At 64.7% G+C, this 19,401-nt stretch carries 19 protein-coding genes; 12 read left to right on the top strand and 7 right to left on the bottom strand.

Translation table 11 applies throughout. The annotated features are described in order from the left end of the window. Positions 1-15: 15 nt before the first annotated feature. Positions 16-675 carry a hypothetical protein gene (locus IB262_RS17875; protein WP_192493740.1) on the bottom strand — a complete coding sequence of 220 codons (660 nt, stop codon included), beginning with the start codon at positions 673-675 and terminating at the stop codon, positions 16-18. Between the two features lie 141 nt (positions 676-816). Continuing rightward, the gene (locus IB262_RS17870) at positions 817-1,194 is read right to left on the bottom strand and encodes a hypothetical protein (protein WP_192493723.1); all 378 of its coding nucleotides are present in this window, start codon (positions 1,192-1,194) and stop codon (positions 817-819) included. A gap of 204 nt (positions 1,195-1,398) precedes the next feature. Here IB262_RS17870 and IB262_RS17865 point away from each other — a divergent pair, with 204 nt between their 5' ends. The 11 genes from IB262_RS17865 to mnhG all read left to right on the top strand — a co-directional run bounded on the left by IB262_RS17865 (position 1,399) and on the right by mnhG (position 14,417). After that, on the top strand, positions 1,399-2,352 hold the full coding sequence (locus IB262_RS17865; protein ID WP_089044921.1) for a nucleoside hydrolase: 954 nt from the start codon (positions 1,399-1,401) through the stop codon (positions 2,350-2,352). Positions 2,353-2,440: 88 nt separating this feature from the next. Continuing rightward, on the top strand, positions 2,441-3,451 hold the full coding sequence (locus IB262_RS17860) for a ligase-associated DNA damage response exonuclease (protein WP_192493722.1): 1,011 nt from the start codon (positions 2,441-2,443) through the stop codon (positions 3,449-3,451). A gap of 4 nt (positions 3,452-3,455) precedes the next feature. Beyond that, positions 3,456-5,075, top strand: a complete 1,620-nt coding sequence (locus IB262_RS17855; RefSeq protein ID WP_192493721.1) for a cisplatin damage response ATP-dependent DNA ligase — start codon at positions 3,456-3,458, stop codon at positions 5,073-5,075. 63 nt (positions 5,076-5,138) lie between these two features. Then, complete coding sequence (locus tag IB262_RS17850; protein ID WP_034787077.1) at positions 5,139-5,324, top strand: DUF3008 family protein; 186 nt, start codon at positions 5,139-5,141, stop codon at positions 5,322-5,324. A 132-nt stretch (positions 5,325-5,456) separates the two neighbouring features. Beyond that, a complete protein-coding gene (locus tag IB262_RS17845; protein WP_113553367.1) occupies positions 5,457-8,096 on the top strand; it encodes an EAL domain-containing protein in 2,640 nt (879 codons plus the stop codon). Between the two features lie 311 nt (positions 8,097-8,407). Continuing rightward, a complete protein-coding gene (locus IB262_RS17840; RefSeq protein WP_318841761.1) occupies positions 8,408-11,326 on the top strand; it encodes a monovalent cation/H+ antiporter subunit A in 2,919 nt (972 codons plus the stop codon). Continuing rightward, a complete protein-coding gene (locus tag IB262_RS17835; RefSeq protein WP_034787081.1) occupies positions 11,326-11,673 on the top strand; it encodes a Na+/H+ antiporter subunit C in 348 nt (115 codons plus the stop codon). Before IB262_RS17840 ends, IB262_RS17835 begins: the two co-directional genes overlap by 1 nt. Next, positions 11,666-13,282 (top strand): monovalent cation/H+ antiporter subunit D, encoded by a 1,617-nt coding sequence (locus tag IB262_RS17830; protein WP_034787084.1) that lies wholly within the window; start codon positions 11,666-11,668, stop codon positions 13,280-13,282. Before IB262_RS17835 ends, IB262_RS17830 begins: the two co-directional genes overlap by 8 nt. 3 nt (positions 13,283-13,285) lie before the next feature. After that, positions 13,286-13,771: a Na+/H+ antiporter subunit E gene (locus tag IB262_RS17825; protein ID WP_112976360.1), complete on the top strand. Its 486-nt coding sequence runs from the start codon at positions 13,286-13,288 to the stop codon at positions 13,769-13,771. Beyond that, positions 13,768-14,049, top strand: coding sequence for a K+/H+ antiporter subunit F (locus IB262_RS17820; RefSeq protein ID WP_034787089.1), 282 nt, complete (start codon positions 13,768-13,770; stop codon positions 14,047-14,049). The genes IB262_RS17825 and IB262_RS17820 overlap by 4 nt, the downstream gene beginning before the upstream one ends. Continuing rightward, positions 14,046-14,417: a monovalent cation/H(+) antiporter subunit G gene (mnhG, locus tag IB262_RS17815; RefSeq protein WP_112771886.1), complete on the top strand. Its 372-nt coding sequence runs from the start codon at positions 14,046-14,048 to the stop codon at positions 14,415-14,417. Before IB262_RS17820 ends, mnhG begins: the two co-directional genes overlap by 4 nt. A 52-nt stretch (positions 14,418-14,469) precedes the next feature. Here the strand turns inward: mnhG and cobM are convergent, their stop codons facing one another. After that, positions 14,470-15,231: a precorrin-4 C(11)-methyltransferase gene (cobM, locus tag IB262_RS17810; protein WP_060517490.1), complete on the bottom strand. Its 762-nt coding sequence runs from the start codon at positions 15,229-15,231 to the stop codon at positions 14,470-14,472. Between the two features lie 67 nt (positions 15,232-15,298). Beyond that, complete coding sequence (gene cbiE / locus IB262_RS17805) at positions 15,299-16,540, bottom strand: precorrin-6y C5,15-methyltransferase (decarboxylating) subunit CbiE (protein WP_112976359.1); 1,242 nt, start codon at positions 16,538-16,540, stop codon at positions 15,299-15,301. Between cbiE and IB262_RS17800 the strand changes: the two genes are divergently transcribed. Continuing rightward, positions 16,509-17,294, top strand: a complete 786-nt coding sequence (locus tag IB262_RS17800; RefSeq protein WP_082566283.1) for a cobalt-precorrin-6A reductase — start codon at positions 16,509-16,511, stop codon at positions 17,292-17,294. The genes cbiE and IB262_RS17800 overlap by 32 nt on opposite strands. Here IB262_RS17800 and IB262_RS17795 read toward each other — a convergent pair. From IB262_RS17795 to IB262_RS17785, 3 genes are read right to left on the bottom strand one after another with little or no spacing between them, the layout of a single operon-like run. Then, on the bottom strand, positions 17,273-18,037 hold the full coding sequence (locus IB262_RS17795) for a precorrin-3B C(17)-methyltransferase (RefSeq protein ID WP_060517485.1): 765 nt from the start codon (positions 18,035-18,037) through the stop codon (positions 17,273-17,275). The two genes, IB262_RS17800 and IB262_RS17795, sit on opposite strands and share 22 nt — an antisense overlap. Then, positions 18,034-18,771 carry a precorrin-2 C(20)-methyltransferase gene (locus tag IB262_RS17790; protein ID WP_112976358.1) on the bottom strand — a complete coding sequence of 246 codons (738 nt, stop codon included), beginning with the start codon at positions 18,769-18,771 and terminating at the stop codon, positions 18,034-18,036. The genes IB262_RS17795 and IB262_RS17790 overlap by 4 nt, the downstream gene beginning before the upstream one ends. Then, a complete protein-coding gene (locus tag IB262_RS17785) occupies positions 18,768-19,400 on the bottom strand; it encodes a precorrin-8X methylmutase (protein WP_112976357.1) in 633 nt (210 codons plus the stop codon). The genes IB262_RS17790 and IB262_RS17785 overlap by 4 nt, the downstream gene beginning before the upstream one ends. Position 19,401 lies beyond the last annotated feature (1 nt).

The following is a 19,401-nucleotide window of genomic DNA, read 5'->3' as shown; positions in this document are numbered from 1 at the left end:
GAACGTAACCCGGGCCTAGTGGTCCGCAGGCGCTTCGGCGGTCTCGGCCGGCTTGGCCTCCTGCTCACCGGCGCCGCCCTCGGCGCCCACGCCATCGGCCGGTGCGGCCGACGGGTCGATGCATGGCGAATGGTCGTCCATGGCCGCCATCATCGTGCGGATGTCGTCCATCGAAAGGTCGACGGTCTTGCCATGGAAGACGCCGACAGAATTTGCCGTGCCGTCATTGTAGAACGCCCGAAACGTCTCGCTCATGCCCGGAACGCTCTGCGGACCGGGGGCGAAGAGCACCTCCGCACCGATCGCCGCACCGCGCACGTCAGCCCGGTTTTCGGGACCGGCGGAATCGAGCACGACGACCTGATAGAGATCTGCCCGCTCGGCCTTCGCCAGGGCGCCCACGACGCGCAACGCCGTGCGCATGCGCGCCTGGCCGTCGGCGCGGTCGGTCTTGACGTGCATGCGGATCCAGCGCTGGCCGTTATGGCCGAGCTTCAGCGTGCGAATGGTCGTGCACTCGAGGCCCGAAACCTTCGGCTTGGAAAGTTCCGCCATGAGTGCATCGCGGCTGACATAGACGGCAGCACCGCCCGAAGCGGCGGAAACACCGAAAGCCGCCGTGAGAATGACAAGCAGTCTCTTTGATGGCCTGATCTTGCCGAGGATAGCCTTCACGAGCGTGGACTCCGCCATCATATCCAGAAATTGCAAAAAAGCCCGGAACGGGCAGCACAACATTAGGCGCGCGACCTTTCGGAAAGTTTAAATTGCGGTAGCGATCTGCCGGCAACCCGCAAGACACCGGCGGGTGGCAGATCAACAGACAGGAGGCCGGTGATTGTGCGCCGGCCTCCTGTCTGAAGCGTGCACGCCGATCAGTCGACGGCGATATCGATCCGGTCGCGGCACTCGCGGCGAAAGATGCGCCTTGCCCGAGGCATCGATCCACCGGCGGTTTTCGACGCAATAGGCGCCCGACTTCGTCAGGATGACCTTGGGGCGCCGCCGGCTGTAGCTGTCGTTGGCATGGGTGAAGGAACCGATACCGGCATACCAGTCGCTGCTGTCGGAAGAACCGTGTCCGCCGCCACCGCCGCCGCGGCCCTTGCCACCGGCGCTTTGGGCAAAGGAGGGAGCGGCAAACGACGTTGCCGCGGTGACGACGATCATGGAAACAAGGACCAGCCGATGCATGACATTACCTCCCGGTTGACTGGATGAGCCGTTCCCATCCACACGCAAAGCTTGCCATGCTCGTCCGGTTGGTGATGTTCCCATGGAAACCATGGCCAGAGGCGCGGTCGCTCCCCGCGTCAACCCGGAGGGCGATTGACATTCGCGGCCATCTTGCCTCCATTGCGAGCCGTCAAACACAAGAACAAGAAAAGAAGAACGAGAATGCATAAAGTCATCTTTGATACGGATCCGGGCATCGACGATGCAATGGCGCTGCTTTTCCTGCACCGTCACCCGGCCATCGACCTGATCGGCATTACCACCGTATTCGGCAACGCCTCGGTCGAAACCACTACCCGCAACGCGCTGTTCCTGAAGCAGCGTTGGGGCATCGGTGCGCCCGTCGCCAAGGGTCTCGACAAGACTTTCAATCCCGACCGCCCGCATGTCGGCTGGCCGACCTTCATCCACGGTGACGATGGCCTCGGCAACATCGACGTGCCCGAGACGGTCGACCTGCCGGTCGATCCGCGCCCGGCGCACCGCTTCATCATCGACACCGTTCGCGCCCATCCCGGCGAAGTGACGCTGATCGCCGTTGGCCGCATGACCAACCTGGCGCTGGCACTGCGCGAGGATCCCGATTTCGCAGCGCTCGTGCGCGAAGTCGTCATCATGGGTGGCGCCTTCGACGTCAACGGCAACATCACGCCGGCTGCCGAGGCCAACATCCACGGCGACCCGGAAGCTGCCGACGTCGTCATGACGGCGCCCTGGCCGGTCACCGTCGTTGGCCTCGACGTCACCACCCAGACCGTGATGACCAAGGCGATGATCGCCGATATCGCCGAACGCGGCGGCGACGCCGGCAAGCTGCTTGCCGATATCTCAAAATTCTACGTCACCTTCTACGAGCAGCACGTGCCCGACGGCATGGTCGTGCATGACAGCTGCGCCTGCGCCTATGTCGTGGCGCCCGACCTCTTCACCGTCAGGAGCGGATCGATCCGTGTCGTCTGCGGCGGCATTGCCGACGGCCAGACGATCCAGAGCCCCGACAACCGTTTGTTCCCGCCAAGCCCCTGGGACGATCTGCCGAGCCAGAAGGCCTGCATCGACATCGATGCCGCCCGCACGCTGAAGCTCATTATCGACACGCTGGTTCTGCCCGGCTGAACCTCATCGAGGCGCAGCAAATGTTGCGCCTTGAAAAACTTGAACAAGACGGCTGGCGAATGCGCATTCGCCGGCTATCTTTCAGTCCATGAAACCGGACGCCCTGCTCTACCCCGCCCCCAAAGGCCTCTATTGCCCGATCGGTGACTTCTACATCGACCCGGTTCAACCGGTCGAAAGGGCGCTGATCACACACGGCCATTCCGACCATGCCCGCGCGGGGCACGGCCACGTGCTCGCCACCCGCGAGACCCTCGACATCATGCGCATCCGCTACGGCGACGACTTCTGCGGCACGAGCCAGGCGATCAGCCTCGGTGAACCCCTTGTCGTCAATGGCGTCGACGTGGGCTTCCATCCGGCCGGTCATGTACTCGGCTCGGCGCAGATCTCCGTTCGTGCAAACGGCGTGCGCATCGTCGCGTCTGGCGACTACAAGCGGCGACGGGATCCGACCTGCGCCGGCTTCGAGCCGGTCGCCTGCGATGTCTTTATCACCGAAGCCACCTTCGGCCTGCCGGTCTTCCACCACCCGGACGATCGCGCGGAAACCCGCAAATTGCTGACGTCGCTCGCCCAGTTTCCCGAGCGCACCCACGTGGTCGGTGCCTATGCGCTCGGCAAGGCGCAGCGGGTGATCGCACTTCTGCGCGAAGGGGGGTATCACCAGCCGATCTTCATCCATGGCGCCCTGCAACGGCTGTGCGACTACTATCAGAGCCAGGGCATCGACCTCGGCGACCTGCGCCCGGCAACGCTTGCCGCCGACGAAAAGCAGGATTTCAGGGGCACGATCGTGATCGGCCCGCCCGCCGCCTTCGCCGATCGCTGGTCGCGGCGCTTCTCCGACCCGATTGCCAGTTTCGCTTCCGGCTGGATGTTGATCCGGCAACGAGCGAAACAGCGGGGCGTCGAGCTGCCATTGATCATCTCCGACCATTGTGACTGGGCCGAACTGACGGCAACGATCACCGAGATCGCGCCGGCCGAGGTCTGGGTCACGCACGGACGCGAAGAAGCGCTGGTGCGCTGGTGCGAGCTCAAGGGCATCGCCGCCCGCCCGCTTCACCTCGTCGGCTACGACGACGAGGGAGAGTGACGAGATGCGCGCCTTCGCCGAACTGCTCGACCGCCTCGTCCTCAGCCCGCAGCGCAATGCCAAGATCCGCCTGCTTGTCGATTACTTCCGGACCGCGCCGGACCCGGATCGCGGCTATGCGCTCGCGGCGATCGCCGGCACACTGTCGCTCAACACCGTCAAGCCGGCGATGATCCGCGATCTCTTGCTCGAACGCATGGACGCGGTGCTTTTCCAGTATTCCTACGACTATGTCGGTGACCTCGCCGAAACGGTGTCGCTCGTCTGGGAGCCGCCTGTCGGCACCGTAGAGGCGGACATTCCGATTGGCGAGGCGATCGAGCGTCTGCAAAGGACCGGACGGGCCGATGTGCGCGGCGTCGTTCGCGACATGCTCGACCGATTGGATACGTCGGCGCGCTTCGCCTTCCTCAAACTTGTGACGGGCGGCCTTCGCATCGGGGTATCGGCGAAGCTCGCCAAGCAGGCGCTCGCCGACATGGGCGGCAAGGACGTCGCCGAGATCGAGACCCTCTGGCACGGCCTGTCGCCGCCCTATCTGCCGCTCTTCCGCTGGCTTTCGGGCGAGGCGGAAAAGCCCGAGCTTTCGACGCCGGCCGTCTTTCATTCGGTCATGCTCGCCAATCCTGTCGGCGACGGCGATCTCGACGGGCTCGACCCCAAGGACTTCGCTGCCGAATGGAAGTGGGACGGGATCCGCGTGCAGCTTGCCAATATCGGCGGCGTGCGCCGGCTCTATTCCCGCAGTGGCGACGAGATTTCCGGCGCCTTTCCCGACGTCCTGGAGGCCGCCGACTTCACCGGGGTGATCGATGGCGAACTGCTCGTCGGCGGCACCGCGCGCACCAACCGCGCAACCCGAACTTTCGCCGACCTGCAGCAACGGCTGAACCGCAAGACAGTCAGCCCTAAGCTCATCGAGACCTATCCGGCCTTCGTCCGCGCCTATGACATTCTCTTCTCAGGCGAAGAGGACGTTCGCCCACTGGGTTTCGTCGAACGACGCGCGCGGCTCGCCGACGTCGTCGAGCGCGCCTCGCCGCAGCATTTCGACCTGTCGCCGCTGGTGCCCTTCGCGTCCTGGCAAGAACTCGACAGCCTGCGCGCCGACCCGCCCGATCCGGTGATCGAGGGCATCATGCTGAAACGGCTGGATTCGCCCTATACGCCCGGCCGCGTCAAAGGCCCGTGGTTCAAGTGGAAGCGCGCGCCCTTCAACATCGATGCGGTGCTGATGTATGCCCAGCGCGGCCACGGCAAGCGCTCGAGCTACTACTCCGATTACACCTTCGGCGTCTGGACCGACATCGACGGAAAGGAAACGCTGGTACCGGTCGGCAAGGCCTATTTCGGCTTCACCGACGCCGAACTGGAAATTCTCGACCGTTTCGTCCGGGACAATACGACCGAGCGCTTCGGGCCGGTGCGCGCCGTCAGGGCCGAGCCCGATTTCGGTTTCGTCGTCGAGGTCGCCTTCGAGGGTATCAACCGCTCGAGCCGGCACAAGTCGGGCGTCGCCATGCGCTTCCCGCGCATCGCGCGCCTGAGACAGGACAAGCTGCCGCGTGACGCCGACCGGCTGGAGACGCTGCAGGCGATGATCGAGGCGCGGGAGAATACCTAGCTTCGCGGAACATCCGGCGCTGCCTCGCGTTGGCCAGGGCAACCAACCGAAAGGCGATGTGCCATGCCAGCCAAGTCGAAAGCGCAACAGCGTGCAGCCGGCGCTGCCCTTGCCGCCAAGCGCGGCGACGTCAAGAAATCCAGCCTCAAGGGCGCCTCGCGCGAAATGGAGAAATCCATGAGTGAAGGTGAACTCGAAGACCTTGCAGAAACCAAGCACAAGAAGCTGCCCGAGCACAAAGGTGACTGAGACGCGAAGGAATAAAAGCGGAACCTAAAACAAGGTTTATTAAGACCCTTTTGGGATTATCCGGCTCAAGACATAGCCATTCGCGTGCCGCCGGGGTGTTTCGTGCCTGCCAGACATGCTTTCAACCTCGGGATGAAGAGGCTCTCCAGGGTTTTGACGCCGAGCTATCTTCCGGCGATCATTGCCGCCTTCGTGGTTCTGGTCGCTGGCATCCTTGCGGACAACCAGAACCAGGTGGTCGACGAGGCGCGCCAGCGCGCGCGCGTCGCCGAGGAACTCAATCCCATCCGCTCCAAGCTCGAGGCCAACGTCAACGGCAACATCCAGCTCGTGCGCGGGCTGATCGGCACGCTGGTCACCGAGCCGGCAATGGATCAGCAGCGCTTCGCCGCGCTGTCGCGCAGCGTCTTCACCGAGCGCTCGCAATTGCGCAGCATCGCGGCTGCGCCCAATCTGATCGTCTCGCTCGTCTACCCGCTCGAACAAAATCGCCGCGCACTCGGCCTCGACTACCGCCGGAACGAAGCGCAGCGCGCCGCCGTCATGCGCGTAAAGGACACCGGCCAAATGGTGCTTGCCGGGCCTGTCGATCTCGTCCAGGGCGGCAAAGGGCTGATCGGCCGCTTCCCCGTATCGATCGACGCCGGCGGCGGCAGCAACCGCTTCTGGGGCATCGTCTCGGCCATCATCGACGTGGACCGGCTCTATCGCGACAGCGGCCTTTCTTCCGATGAACTCGGCATAGACGTCGCCATTGCCGGTCAGGACGGCACAGGCGCGCAAGGTCCGGTCTTTTACGGCGACGCCAATATTTTCCGTGGCTCGCCGGTCGAAATGACCGTGCTCCTACCCGGCGGTTCCTGGCATATCGCAGCCGTTCCGAAGGGCGGTTGGCCGACGACGGCGGGCAACGCCTGGCTCATCCGCGGCCTCATCGTCATCGGCGGACTGATGATCATCCTGCCGATGGTGTTGACCGGGCGCCTCTTGAGCGAGCGGCAAGGCAACATTCGTGCGCTCAGATACAGCAAGGTGCAGCTCCAGGAACTGTCCCATCGGCTGAAGATCGCGCTCGACTCCTCCCAGATCGGCATTTGGGAACTCGACATCGCCAGCAAGAAGCTGCTCTGGGACGAGCGGACCAAGGAACTCTATGGGCAAAAGACGTCGTTGCGTCAGGCCTATGACGACTGGAAGGACGCGCTGCACCCGGACGACCTCGACCGCGCCGAGCGGGAATTTTCCGAGGCGCTGGAATCCGGGCTCGCCTACAATTCCGACTTCCGCGTTCGCCTGCCCGACGGCAGCACGCGCCACATCCGGGCCAACGGCTCCTTCTATATCGGCGCCGACGGGCACAGGAAGATCGTCGGGGTCAACTGGGACGTGACCGCCGACTTCGAAACCCGCGAAACGCTTTTCGAAGCCAAGCGCACGGCCGAGGCGCACAGCGTCGAACTCGAAGCGGCGCGCCATCGCATGGAGTTCAACGCGCTGCACGATCCGCTGACCGGCCTGCCAAACCGGCGTTTCCTCGACCAGGTCCTGGCCGATCGCGACCGGCATTTCGCGCGGGAGGCGAAACTCAGCATCTTCCACATGGACCTCGACCGCTTCAAGCAGATCAACGATACGCTCGGCCACGCGGCGGGTGACGAGATCCTGCGGCATGCCGCCGAGCTTCTGCGCGGCAATGCCGACGAAAAGGACTTCGTCGCCCGCATCGGCGGCGACGAATTCGTGCTCGTCCGCCAGGATGGAGGCATCGAGCCGGATGCCCGGCTGGCGTCACGCATCATCGAGGCGATGAGCGTGCCCGTCCGCTACAAGGACCAGGAGTGCCGCATCGGCGTCAGCATCGGCATCGCCGCCCAAAGCCAGACGAGCGAAGAGCTGTCGCACGTGCTCGTCAACGCCGACATCGCGCTCTATGAAGCCAAGCGCCGCGGCCGCAACCGCCACGAGATCTTTACCGGCGAACTGAAGACGGCCGTCTTCAAGACCAAGCAGACGGCCGACGAGATCCTGCGCGGGCTCGAACACAACGAATTCATCGCGCATTTCCAGCCGCAGTTCTGCCCGCGCTCGCTCGACATCATCGGCGTCGAGGCGCTGGCGCGCTGGGACCATCCCACCAAGGGCCTGCTCGGCCCGCACACGTTCCTGAAGACGGCCGAAGACATCAACGTCGTGGCCGCGATCGACCAGGCGATCCTGGAGCAGGCGCTGTTCCAGATCTATCGCTGGGAAGCAAGCGGCATTCGTATCCCCAAAGTCTCTGTCAATCTCTCCTATGCCCGGCTTCACGACGAAAATCTGATCGAGCGCCTGGAACAGTTGCAGATCCCGGCCGGCCGCCTGTCGTTTGAACTGTTGGAGTCGATCTCCTTCGACGAAAGCGACATGACGGTCCTGTCGAACATCCGCCGGATCAAGGAACTCGGCATCGCCATCGAGATCGACGATTTCGGCACGGGCTATGCATCCATCGTCAGCCTGTTGAAGCTGACGCCGCGGCGCTTGAAGATCGACCGCCAGCTCGTCCTGCCGATCCTCAAATCCCCAGCCGAAAAGCGTCTGGTCGAGTCCATCATCGACATCGGTACGTCGCTCGGCATCGAAGTGATCGCCGAAGGCGTCGAGACCCTCGAACACGCGGCCATCCTGAAGGAACTCGGCTGCCATGGGCTGCAAGGTTATGCTTTCGCGCGGCCCATGAGCGCCAACGACCTTGCGACCTTCGCCTTCGAGCGTCGGTGGCTGGCAGCCTGAGAGGCTTCGGCCACAGCTAAAAAGCGCAGGTGCGTGCATTTTTCGCAGGCTTGAGGCTTGGCAGCCCTGCCGCGAATCGCCATAAAAACAATTGCCTGCCTCCACATTCTTGGGAATGGCGGCATCACCTGCGGCAGTCGCTGATGCGACCGCCCTTTCGGGCCTCTAGAGTGTCCCGCTTCAAGTGGAACCACTGAAAGCGGAAAAGATGCTCTAGAATCAAAATCCTGGTGCGTCCCTTGTGCATTCTTTTGGAAAGCACGGCGCTCGGGTGCCCGCTCTCCATGAACCCGAACGAAGGGAACGGTACGATCGAATACGCGGGAAAATTGCTTTCTGTCTTCATTCTCGCCCCATTTGTGGGAAGCCTCCTTGCAATCTTCTTTCCGCCCGATCAGCGCGGTGCGACAGCCTGGTTTGCAGGAGCGATCGCGCTCCTTTGTTTCCTCGTCGCCGCCGGCCTCTATCCCTTCGTCACCTCGGGCGGCGTCCTGCGCTATGACATCGCCTGGCTGCCGGAACTCGGCCTCAACTTCACGCTCCGGATGGACGGCTTCGCCTGGCTCTTCACGGTCCTGGTAACCGCGATCGGCGTGCTCGTGGTGCTTTACGCCCGCTACTATATGGCCGCGGAAGACCCGGTGCCGCGCTTCCTGTCGCTGTTCCTCGCCTTCATGGGCTCGATGCTCGGCGTCGTGCTATCAGGCAATCTCATCCTGCTCGCCGTCTTCTGGGAACTGACGAGCATCGTCTCCTTCCTATTGATCGGCTACTGGCACCACAATGCCCACGCCCGTGACGGCGCCCGCATGGCGCTGACCGTGACCGGCACCGGTGGCCTCTGCATGCTCGTCGGCCTTCTGCTGATGGGTCGCATCGTCGGCAGCTACGATCTCGACGTGGTGCTCGCTTCCGGCGACCTCATCCGCAACTCGCCGCTCTACATGCCGGTACTGATCCTGGTGCTGCTCGGCGCGCTGACGAAGAGCGCGCAGTTCCCGTTCCATTTCTGGCTGCCGCACGCCATGTCGGCGCCGACGCCGGTTTCAGCCTATTTGCATTCGGCAACCATGGTGAAGGCCGGCGTCTTCCTGTTGGCGCGCCTCTGGCCGGTCATGGCCGGCACCGAGGCCTGGTTCTGGATCGTTGGCCTTGCCGGTCTTTCGACGCTGCTGCTCGGCGCCTATTTCGCCATCTTCCAGCAGGACCTCAAGGGCCTGCTCGCCTATTCCACTATCAGCCATCTCGGCCTGATCACCGTGCTCCTGAGCCTAGGCAGCCCGCTGGCCGCGGTCGCCGCGGTCTTCCACATCGTCAACCACGCGACCTTCAAGGCGTCGCTGTTCATGGCGGCCGGCATCATCGACCACGAGACCGGAACGCGCGACATGCGCAAGCTCGGAGGGCTGATCAGGTACATGCCTGGAACGGCGGTGCTCGCCATGGTCGCGAGCGCGGCCATGGCTGGCGTACCACTCTTGAACGGCTTCATCTCGAAGGAAATGTTCTTCGCCGAAGCGATCGAAACGCACCAGGCCAACATTCTCGATACGATGACGCCCTATGTCGCGACGCTCGCCGGCATGTTTGCCGTTACCTATTCGCTGCGCTTCATCCACAGCGTCTTCTTCGGCAAGACGCCGGAGGACCTGCCCAAGGTGCCGCACGAGCCGCCGCGCTGGATGCGTGTGCCGATCGAGTTCCTGGTGCTCGCCTGCCTCGTCGTCGGCATCATTCCGGCGATCACCATCGGCCCGTTCCTGCACACGGCTGTCGTCTCCATTCTCGGCGCCAACACGCCCTATTACAGCCTTTCCGTCTGGCACGGCTGGAACCTGCCGCTGATCATGAGCTTCGTCGCTCTTGCCGGCGGCATCGGTCTCTACTTCCTCATGCGCAACTACCTCGCCACCAGCGTCGAGGGGCCACCGATCTTCCGCCTGCTGCACGGCCAGCGCATCTTCGAGCGCGTGCTGGTAACGCTCTCCTGGAAATGGGCGCGTTCGCTGGAGCAGCGCCTCGGCACGCGGCGGCTGCAGCCGCAGATGCGCTTCCTCGTCTTCATCGCGATCGCCGCCGGCGCGCTGCCGCTGCTTCTCAATCATTTCGAGCTGCCGCCGCTTCTCGTGCGCAGCATCGATCCGGCCTTTGCCCTCCTCTGGGCGGTCGGCATCGCTTGTGCGATCGGTGCTGCGATCCTGGCGAAGTTCCACCGGCTGGCGGCACTCGTGCTGCTCGGCGGCGCCGGGCTCACCACCTGCCTCACCTTCGTCTGGCTTTCGGCGCCGGATCTGGCGGTAACACAGCTCCTCGTGGAGATCGTCACGACGGTGCTGATCCTGCTCGGCCTGCGATGGCTGCCGAAGCGCATCGAGGACACCGAGGAAACCGAGCTCTTGTCGCTGAAGGTCCGCTTCCGGCGCCTGCGTGACTTCCTGCTGGCGGTCGTCGCCGGCGGCGGCGTGGCGCTGATCGCCTATACGATCATGACCCGGCCCATGCCTGACACGATCGCGAGCTACTTCCTCGAGCGCGCCTACAAGGAAGGCGGCGGCACCAATGTCGTCAACGTCATCCTCGTCGACTTCCGCGGCTTCGACACGCTCGGCGAGATCGCGGTGCTGGCGATCGTCGCGCTTACCGTCTTCGCCCTGCTGCTGCGCTTCCGCCCGCAGGCCGACAGCCTGGAGGCTCCGGAACAGCAGCGCGTCCAGAACGCCTTCGACGACGATCACCCGGATCGCAACAAGGGTGACAGCGTGGCTGAATACCTGTTCGTGCCATCGGTGATCATGCGTTGGATGTTCCCGGTCATCGGCATGCTCGCAGCCTACCTCTTCCTGCGTGGCCATGACCTGCCGGGCGGAGGCTTTGCTGCCGGCATCGCCATGTCGATCGGCTTCATCCTGCAATACATGTCCGGCGGAACCCGCTGGGTCGAGGAGCGCCTGCGCATCCATCCGCTGCGCTGGATGAGCATCGGGCTTCTGGTGGCCGCTGCGACCGGCATCGGCTCCTGGTTCTTCGGCTATCCGTTCCTGACATCGCATTCGCAATACGTGACGCTGCCGATCATCGGCAAGTTTCCTCTGGCCAGCGCCCTGTTCTTCGATCTCGGTGTCTTCTCGCTGGTGCTCGGCGCAACCGTGCTGATCCTCATCGCGCTCGCCCACCAGTCGATCCGCGCGCCGCGAGCCCATGCACGCGCCATGCGAAAGGAGGCACGCTGATGGAGATCATTCTCTCTGCCGCAATCGGCGTGCTTACGGCATCAGGCGTCTACCTGCTTTTGCGCCCGCGCACCTACCAGGTGATCATCGGCCTCTCGCTGCTCTCCTATGCGGTCAATCTCTTCATCTTCGGCATGGGGCGCCTTCGCGTGAACGCGCCGCCGGTGCTGGAGCCAGGCGGTGTCGGCGATCTCAGCCGCTTCACCGATCCGGTGCCGCAAGCCCTGGTGCTGACAGCGATCGTCATCGGCTTTGCCATGACCGCGCTCTTCCTCGTCGTGCTGCTCGCCTCGCGCGGCTTCACCGGCACCGACCACGTCGACGGCAGGGAGCAGCGCCATGACTAACTGGATGCACCACCTGCTGATCCTGCCGATCCTGCTGCCGCTGATGGTCGGCGCCGCGATGATCCCGATCGACGAGCGCAACCGCTCGCTCAAGGGTGTGCTGAGCTTCGTTTCGACGCTCGCGCTCTTCATCCTCTCGATCGTGCTGATGCGGATCGCCTCGATGGATGGGGCGCCCGCAGGCAACGGCGTCTATCAGCTCGGCAACTGGCCCGCCCCTTTCGGCATCGTGCTGGTGCTCGACCGCCTTTCGGCACTGATGCTGTGCCTGACGAGCGGACTGGCGCTTGCCGCCCAGGCCTATTCGATCGCGCGCTGGCACACCGCGGGCCATCATTTCCATTCGCTGTTCCAGCTCTTGATCGCCGGCCTCAACGGCTCGTTCCTGACCGGTGACCTTTTCAACCTCTTCGTCTTTTTCGAGATCATGCTGGCGGCGTCCTACGGGCTGCTGCTGCACGGCTCCGGGCCGCTGCGCGTCAAGGCCGGCCTGCACTATGTCGCGATCAACCTCGCCGCCTCCTCGCTCTTCCTGATCGGCGTCAGCCTGATCTATGGCGCGACCGGCACGCTCAACATGGCTGATCTCTCCATGAAGCTGGCGACGCTCTCGCCGGAGGATCGCCAGATGGTCGAGGTCGGTGCCGGCGTGCTCGGCGTCGCCTTCCTGGTGAAGGCCGGCATGTGGCCCTTGAGCTTCTGGCTGCCGACGGCCTATGCAGCCGCGACGCCGCCGGTCGCCGCCGTCTTTGCGATCCTCACCAAGGTCGGCATCTATGTCATCCTCAGGCTGTCGCTGCTGGTCTTCGGCGCCAGTGCCGGCGCGTCTGCCGGTTTCGGCCAACCGATCCTGCTTGCCGGCGGCCTGCTGACGATCGCCTTCGGCGCCATCGGCGTGCTCGCATCGCAGGCCATGGGCCGCCTCGCCGCCTATTCGGTGCTGGTCTCCTCCGGCACCCTGCTCGCCGCCATCGGCCTCGGCCACCCAAGCATGATCGCCGGTGCGCTCTTTTACCTCGTCAGCTCGACACTGACGATCGCCGCCTTCTTCCTGCTGATCGAACTGGTCGAGCGCGGACGTGACGCCGGCGCCGACGTTCTGGCGGTGACGATGGAAGCCTACGGCGACGCCGACGAGGACGAGGAGGAAGAAGAAGTCGGCTCGGCGATCCCCGGCACGATGGCGATCCTCGGCCTCTGCTTCTGCCTTTGCGCCCTCTTGCTTGCCGGCCTGCCGCCGCTCTCCGGCTTCGTCGCCAAGTTCGCGATCCTCGGCGGTCTCTTCGGCCTGTCGGGAGCGGAAGCCACCCCGGCGGTCTCCGCCGCCGACTGGACCTATGTCACGCTGCTGATCGTTTCCGGTCTCGCCGCGATGATCGCTATGAACCGCGTCGGCATCCGCACCTTCTGGGCGTCGATCGAAAACACCGTGCCGCGCGTCGTGGTCATCGAGATCACCCCCGTCGTCGTGTTGCTCGCTGCCTGCATCTTCTTAAGCGTGCAGGCCGGGCCGGCGATGCGCTACATGCAGGCAACAGCGGATTCGCTGTTCGATCCTGCGGGTTATACGGAACGGGTGCTCTCAGCGCCGCGGGCGGGAGGGCAATAGGCGATGCGTACCTGGCTCCCCTATCCCCTGCTCTCCGTCGGGCTGCTCATCATCTGGCTCCTGCTCAATCAGTCGGTTGCGCCCGGCACCTTCCTGATGGGGACGGTACTGGCAACCGGTCTTGGCTGGGTGACGCTGAAGCTTGGCCTCGTGCGCTCGCACCCGCGCCGGGTTCTGTTGATCGTGCGCTTCGGCCTTGCCGTCGCCGTCGACGTGATCCGCTCGAACATCGCCGTCATCGCCGTCATCCTGCGTGGCCAGCGCCGACCGCCGAACTCGGGCTTCCTGACCATCGATCTCGATCTGGAAGACGAAAACGCCCTGGCGCTGCTTGCCTGTGTCATGACAGCGACGCCGGGAACGGCCTGGCTCGAATACGATCGCGGCCGCAAGTCCCTGCTCTTCCACGTGCTCGACATGGAGAACGAGGACATCTGGCTCGATACGGTCAAGCGCTATGAGACCGCCCTGAAGGAGATATTCGGATGATGGAACTTTCAATCATCTGGTCGATCCTGATTGCCCAGATCATGCTCGGCCTGGCGATGGCTTTTGCCTTCTATCGCATGGTGAGGGGACCGCGCGCCCAGGACCGCATCCTCGGCCTCGACACGCTCTATATCAACGCCATGCTGATGCTGTTGACCTTCGGCATCCGCACGGCCAACTCGCTCTATTTCGAGTCCGCCCTGATCGTGGCTTTGATCGGCTTCGTCTCGTCGATCGCCTTCGGCAAGTTCCTGATGCGCGGGGAGATCATCGAATGAGCCACCTCACCGACCTTCCCGTCTGGGCCGCCGTTCTCATCTGCGGGCTCACCGTCCTCGGCGCCGCAGTGGCGCTGATCGGCTCCGTCGGCCTGCTCCGGTTCACCAGCTTCTACGAGCGCCTGCACGCACCGACGCTGGCGACCAGCGGCGGCGTACTGATGATCTGCACCGCCTCTATCATCTGCTTTGCCGTGCTGCAGAGCCGCTGGGTATTCCACGAAATCCTGATCATCGTCTTCGTCGTCGCCACCACGCCGGTGACGCTGATGCTGCTTGGACAGGCAGCGCTCTACCGCGACCGCGTCGAGGAAAAGCGCGGCGTCCCGCTCAAGCAGCGGCCGCCGCGCGAAGAACCGGCAGAATAGGTTTCAAAACCCTCTCAGCGGGAAACTTAGGCCGACCCCGAGGGAGTGCGGCCTATTCGCCGCGCCCTCTGAAGCGCCGCTGATAGGCGGGATCGTAGAGCGAGCTTTCACGGAAATCAGAGGCTTCGAGCCCCGGACCGACGAAGATCAGCGCCGTGCGCTCGATCGGCTCTTCCGCCACCTTGGCGGCGATGTCACCGAGCGTGCCGCGAACCACGCGTTCGTCCGGCCAGGAGGCCTTGACGACGATGGCGACCGGGCAGTCGGCACCGTAGAGCGGCGTCAGTTCCTCGACTACCTGCTGAAGCGCATGGATCGCAAGGTGGATTGCCAGCGTCGATCCCGTAGCGCCGAAAGCGGAAAGCGTTTCTGAGTTCGGCATCGGCGAGGCGCGGCCCGAAACGCGGGTCAGCACCAGGCTCTGGGCCACCGCCGGAATGGTCAGTTCGCGACCGAGCGCTGAAGCCGCCGCCGCAAAGGAAGGAACGCCCGGCGTCATCGTATAGGCGATGCCATGCTTCTCGAGCCGGCGGATCTGTTCGGCCACAGCACTCCAGACCGAGAGGTCGCCCGAATGAAGCCGCGCCACGTCGAGCCCTTCGGCTTCGGCCTTCACATACTCCGCCTCGATCTCGTCGAGCGACATAGGTGCCGTATCGACAATGCGGGCGCCCGGCGGGCAATATTGCAGCAGCTCCGGCGAGACGATCGAGCCGGCGTAGAGGCAGACCGGGCAGCGCCCGATCAGGTCGCGACCGCGCACCGTGATCAGGTCTGCGGCTCCCGGGCCGGCGCCGATGAAATGTACCGTCATAGGTTACTCTTTCTTTTCTTGCGCAGTTCCGGACGCAAAACCGCGTCACACTTTCGCTGGAACTGCTTTAGCCCTTCGTCCACGACCATTGGGTGACCGGCATGGCCGGCTTCCAGCCGGTCATGTCACCGATCGGTCCTGCACGCGCGATATCGATGCGGATCAGCGAACCGCCGAGCCGCGCGTGATGATCGAGCAGCACCGCTTCCATGTCCGTCGTCACCGCGTTTGCAACCAGCCGTCCGCCTGACTTGAGCGCCTCGATCGCTGCTTCCATGACGCCGTCTTCGCTGCCGCCGCCGCCGATGAAGATCGCGTCCGGTTGTGGCAGGCCGGCAAGCGCCGCCGGCGCCTCGCCTTCGACAACAGTCAGCCCGGGCACGCCGAACATCGTTGCGTTGCGGCCGATGCGCGCTGCCCGCTCCGGCTCCACCTCGATGGTGATCGCCTGCATGGTCGGATCGGCGAGCATCCATTCGATGCCGATCGAGCCGGAGCCGCCGCCGATGTCCCATAGCAGTTCGCCCTTGCGCGGTGCGAGTGCCGACAGCGTCAGCGCCCGGACCTCGCGCTTGGTGATCTGCCCGTCATGTTCGAACAGCGCATCGTCGCGGCCGGCGGCAAGCGGCAGGATGCGCGCGCCCTCGTCGGCCGCCACCTCAATGGCGCAGACGTTCAAAGGATGCACGAGGCCGAGCATGAAGCGCGCGGCGATCTGCGTCGTCACCCGTTCGCCGGCGCCGCCAAGCGCCTCGAGAACCGTCAGCCGCGACTGACCGAAGCCGCTCGAAACCAAGAGCTCGGCAAGGTCCCTGGGGCCGGCGCCATCGGAGGTCAGCGTCAGCACCTTGGCGCCCGGATGAAGATGCGGCCGGACGAGATCCAGCGGCCGCCCATGGACGGAGACGAGCGTCGCATCCTGCAGCGCCCAGCCGAGGCGCGAGGCGGCAAGACTGATCGACGACGGCGCCGGAAGCGTGCGTATTTCGGCCGAGGCGATGCGGCGCGCCAGCGTCACGCCGACGCCGAAGAAGAACGGGTCGCCCGAGGCAAGCACCACCACCGGGCTGCCGCGACGCGCGACGATCTCGACGACCGAGCGTTCGAGGGGGCTTAGCCAATTGTGCGCTTCGCCGGTGATGAGGGAGGCGGCGAGCTCCAGATGACGATGGCCGCCGTAGACGATCGGAGCTTCGGCGATCAGCCGCTTGGCCTCGTCGCCGAGACCCGCTACACCATCCTCACCGATACCGATGACGGTCAGCCAGGGGGAGACTATGGCGGGTTCGCTGTTCGACACGTCAGCCATGGAAAAACCTCGTATTCTGATTTTGGGTGGCACCACCGAGGCACGCGAACTCGCGCGCCGCTTGGCCGAAGATGTCCGCTACGACACCGCCATCTCGCTGGCCGGCCGCACTGCGGACCCGCGGCCGCAGCCGGTCAAGACGCGCATCGGCGGCTTTGGCGGCGCCGATGGGCTGGCGCATTTCCTGCATGACGAAAACATCGCGCTGCTGGTCGATGCGACGCACCCCTTTGCCGCACGCATTTCGCACAACGCCGCGGACGCAGCGCAAAGAACAGGCGTTGCGCTTATCGCCCTCCGCCGACCGGAATGGGTGCCCCTGCCTGGCGACCGCTGGACTGCTGTCGATAGCGTTGTCGAGGCCGTCAGCGCGCTCGGTGATCGGCGACGCCGCGTCTTCCTGGCGATCGGTCGACAGGAAGCTTTCCACTTCGAGGTCGCGCCGCAGCACAGCTACGTCATCCGCAGCGTCGATCCGGTGACGCCGCCGCTTAATCTGCCCGACCAAGAGGCGATCCTGGCGACCGGTCCCTTTGCGGAAGCCGATGAAGCCGCGTTGCTCAGGAGCCGGCAGATCGATGTGATCGTCGCCAAGAACAGCGGCGGCAGCGCCACCTACGGCAAGATTGCCGCAGCGCGCCGGCTCGGCATCGAGGTGATCATGGTCGAGCGGCGCAAGCCCGCGGACGTGCCGACGGTCGGCAGTTGCGACGAGGCACTCAACCGCATCGCTCACTGGCTCGCCCCTGCATAGAAGCGCGGCGTGTAGACGAGATCGGGTTGGCCGTCGCGCTCGACGATGCGCGTCTCCGGCGAGCCGATGATGACGCATGTCGCCATGTCGGCGCGGTTGGCATCGGCCTCGCCGAGCGGCATCACCGCGATCCGTTCGTCCGGCCGCCCGGCCGCACGGCCGAAGATGACCGGAACCGTTGCCGGCAGAACGCTGCGCAGAAGCTCGAAGGCCTCACCGAGCTGCCAGGGCCGCGCCTTGCTGATCGGATTGTAGAGGGCAATGACGAAGCCCGCTTCCGCCGCCAGCCTGAGGCGCCGGGTGATGACTTCCCAGGGTTTCAGATTGTCGGAAAGCGAGATCGCACAGAAATCATGACCGAGCGGCGCGCCGATGCGGGCGGCAACGGCGAGCATCGCGGTCACGCCGGGCGTGATCACCAGTTCAACCGACTTCCATTCCGCTGGTCCCTTGTCGATCGCCTCGCAGACGGCGGCCGCCATGGCAAAGACACCGGGATCGCCACCGGAGACCATGCAGACCTTCACGCCTGCCGCAGCCCGCGTCAGCGCGACCTGTGCCCGATCGAGCTCCTCGCGGTTGTCCGAGGCGACACGGATCTGATCCGGTCTGAGGTTCAGCCGGTCGAGATAGGGAAAGTAGCCGTAAAACTCCTGAGCGGCCGCAACGGCTTCCGCCGTTTCCGGCGTCATCTGCTTGGCGCTGCCCGGTCCGGTACCGACGACATAGAGCGTACCGGTCATGGTCGGTCCTTCCAGCCGGGAACGAGCACCAGCGAGAAATAGGGCGCCTCGTCGTCGGCCTTTTCCGCAAGAGCCGTCATCGCCGCGTTCTTCATCGTGCCGCGTTCGACATAGACGGCCTGGTCGAGACGGCCGGAGGCAGCGAGCGCCCGACGGATCTTCGGCAAATTGCGCCCGACCTTCATGATCACGGCGGCTTCGGTATCCGCAAGCCTGCGGCCGAGCTCGGCCTCGGCGATGGTGCCCGGAAGCACCGAGAGCACGTCGTCGCCCTGCACCAGCGGCAGGCCGGCAAGCGACCAACAGCCGGACATGGCGGTAATGCCGGGGATCACCTCGACCGGGAAACGATTGGCGAGCCGCACATGCAGATGCATGTAGGAACCATAGAACAGCGGGTCGCCTTCACTGAGCACGGCGACCGTGCGCCCGGCGGCAAGATGCGCCGCTACCGCTTCGGCCGACGCATTGTAGAAGTCGGTGATCTGGGTCTTGTAGGCGCCATCGTCCTTGTCGATTTCGGTCGTCACCGGATAGTACAGCGGCAGCTCGACAAGATCGGGCTTCAGCAGACCCTCGACCACCGCGCGGCCGTTACCGCTTCGCCCGGCCTTGGCGAAATAGGCAAGCACATCGGCTTGCCCGAGCGCCTTCACCGCCTTGACCGTCAAAAGTTCCGGATCACCGGGGCCGGTCCCAACACCGATCAGGCGCCCCACGCCGACGCCGCTCACAGGCCCGGCCTCGCGAGCGAGTTAAGCGCTGCCGCCGTCATGGCACTCCCGCCGAGGCGGCCGCGCACGATGGCGAAGGGAACGCCATAGGAGTTCTCGGCCAGCGCATCCTTCGATTCCGACGCACCGACGAAACCGACGGGCATGCCGAGGATTGCCGCCGGCTTCGGCGCGCCGTCGCGCAGCATTTCCAAGAGGAAGAACAGCGCCGTCGGCGCGTTGCCGATCGCGACCACCGAACCGGCCAGCCGCTCGCTCCAGAGCTTCAGGGCTGCGGCGGAGCGGGTGTTGCCGATCTCGGCCGCAAGTGCGGGCGTGCGAGGATCGCGCAGCGTGCAGATCACCTCGTTGCCGGCCGGCAGACGGGCGCGGGTGACACCGTGCGCAACCATCTCGGCATCGCAGAGGATCGGCGCACCGGCTTTCAGCGCCGCACGGGCCGAGCTTACGAAATCGGGAGAAAACACGAACTGCCTGGTCGCCTCGACGGAACCGCAGGCGTGCACCATGCGCACAGCCAGATCCGCTTCCTCTTCGGAGAAGCGCGACAGATCGGCCTCGGCGCGGATGATGGCGAAGGAACGCTCGTAGATGGCGTTGCCATCGCGAATGTAATCATACTCAGGCATG

The sequence above is a fragment of the Ensifer sp. ENS02 genome (genome assembly GCF_014851885.1).
In the GTDB taxonomy this organism is placed as follows: Bacteria; Pseudomonadota; Alphaproteobacteria; order Rhizobiales; family Rhizobiaceae; genus Ensifer; species Ensifer adhaerens.
This window is presented reverse-complemented; position numbering and strand designations above follow the sequence as displayed.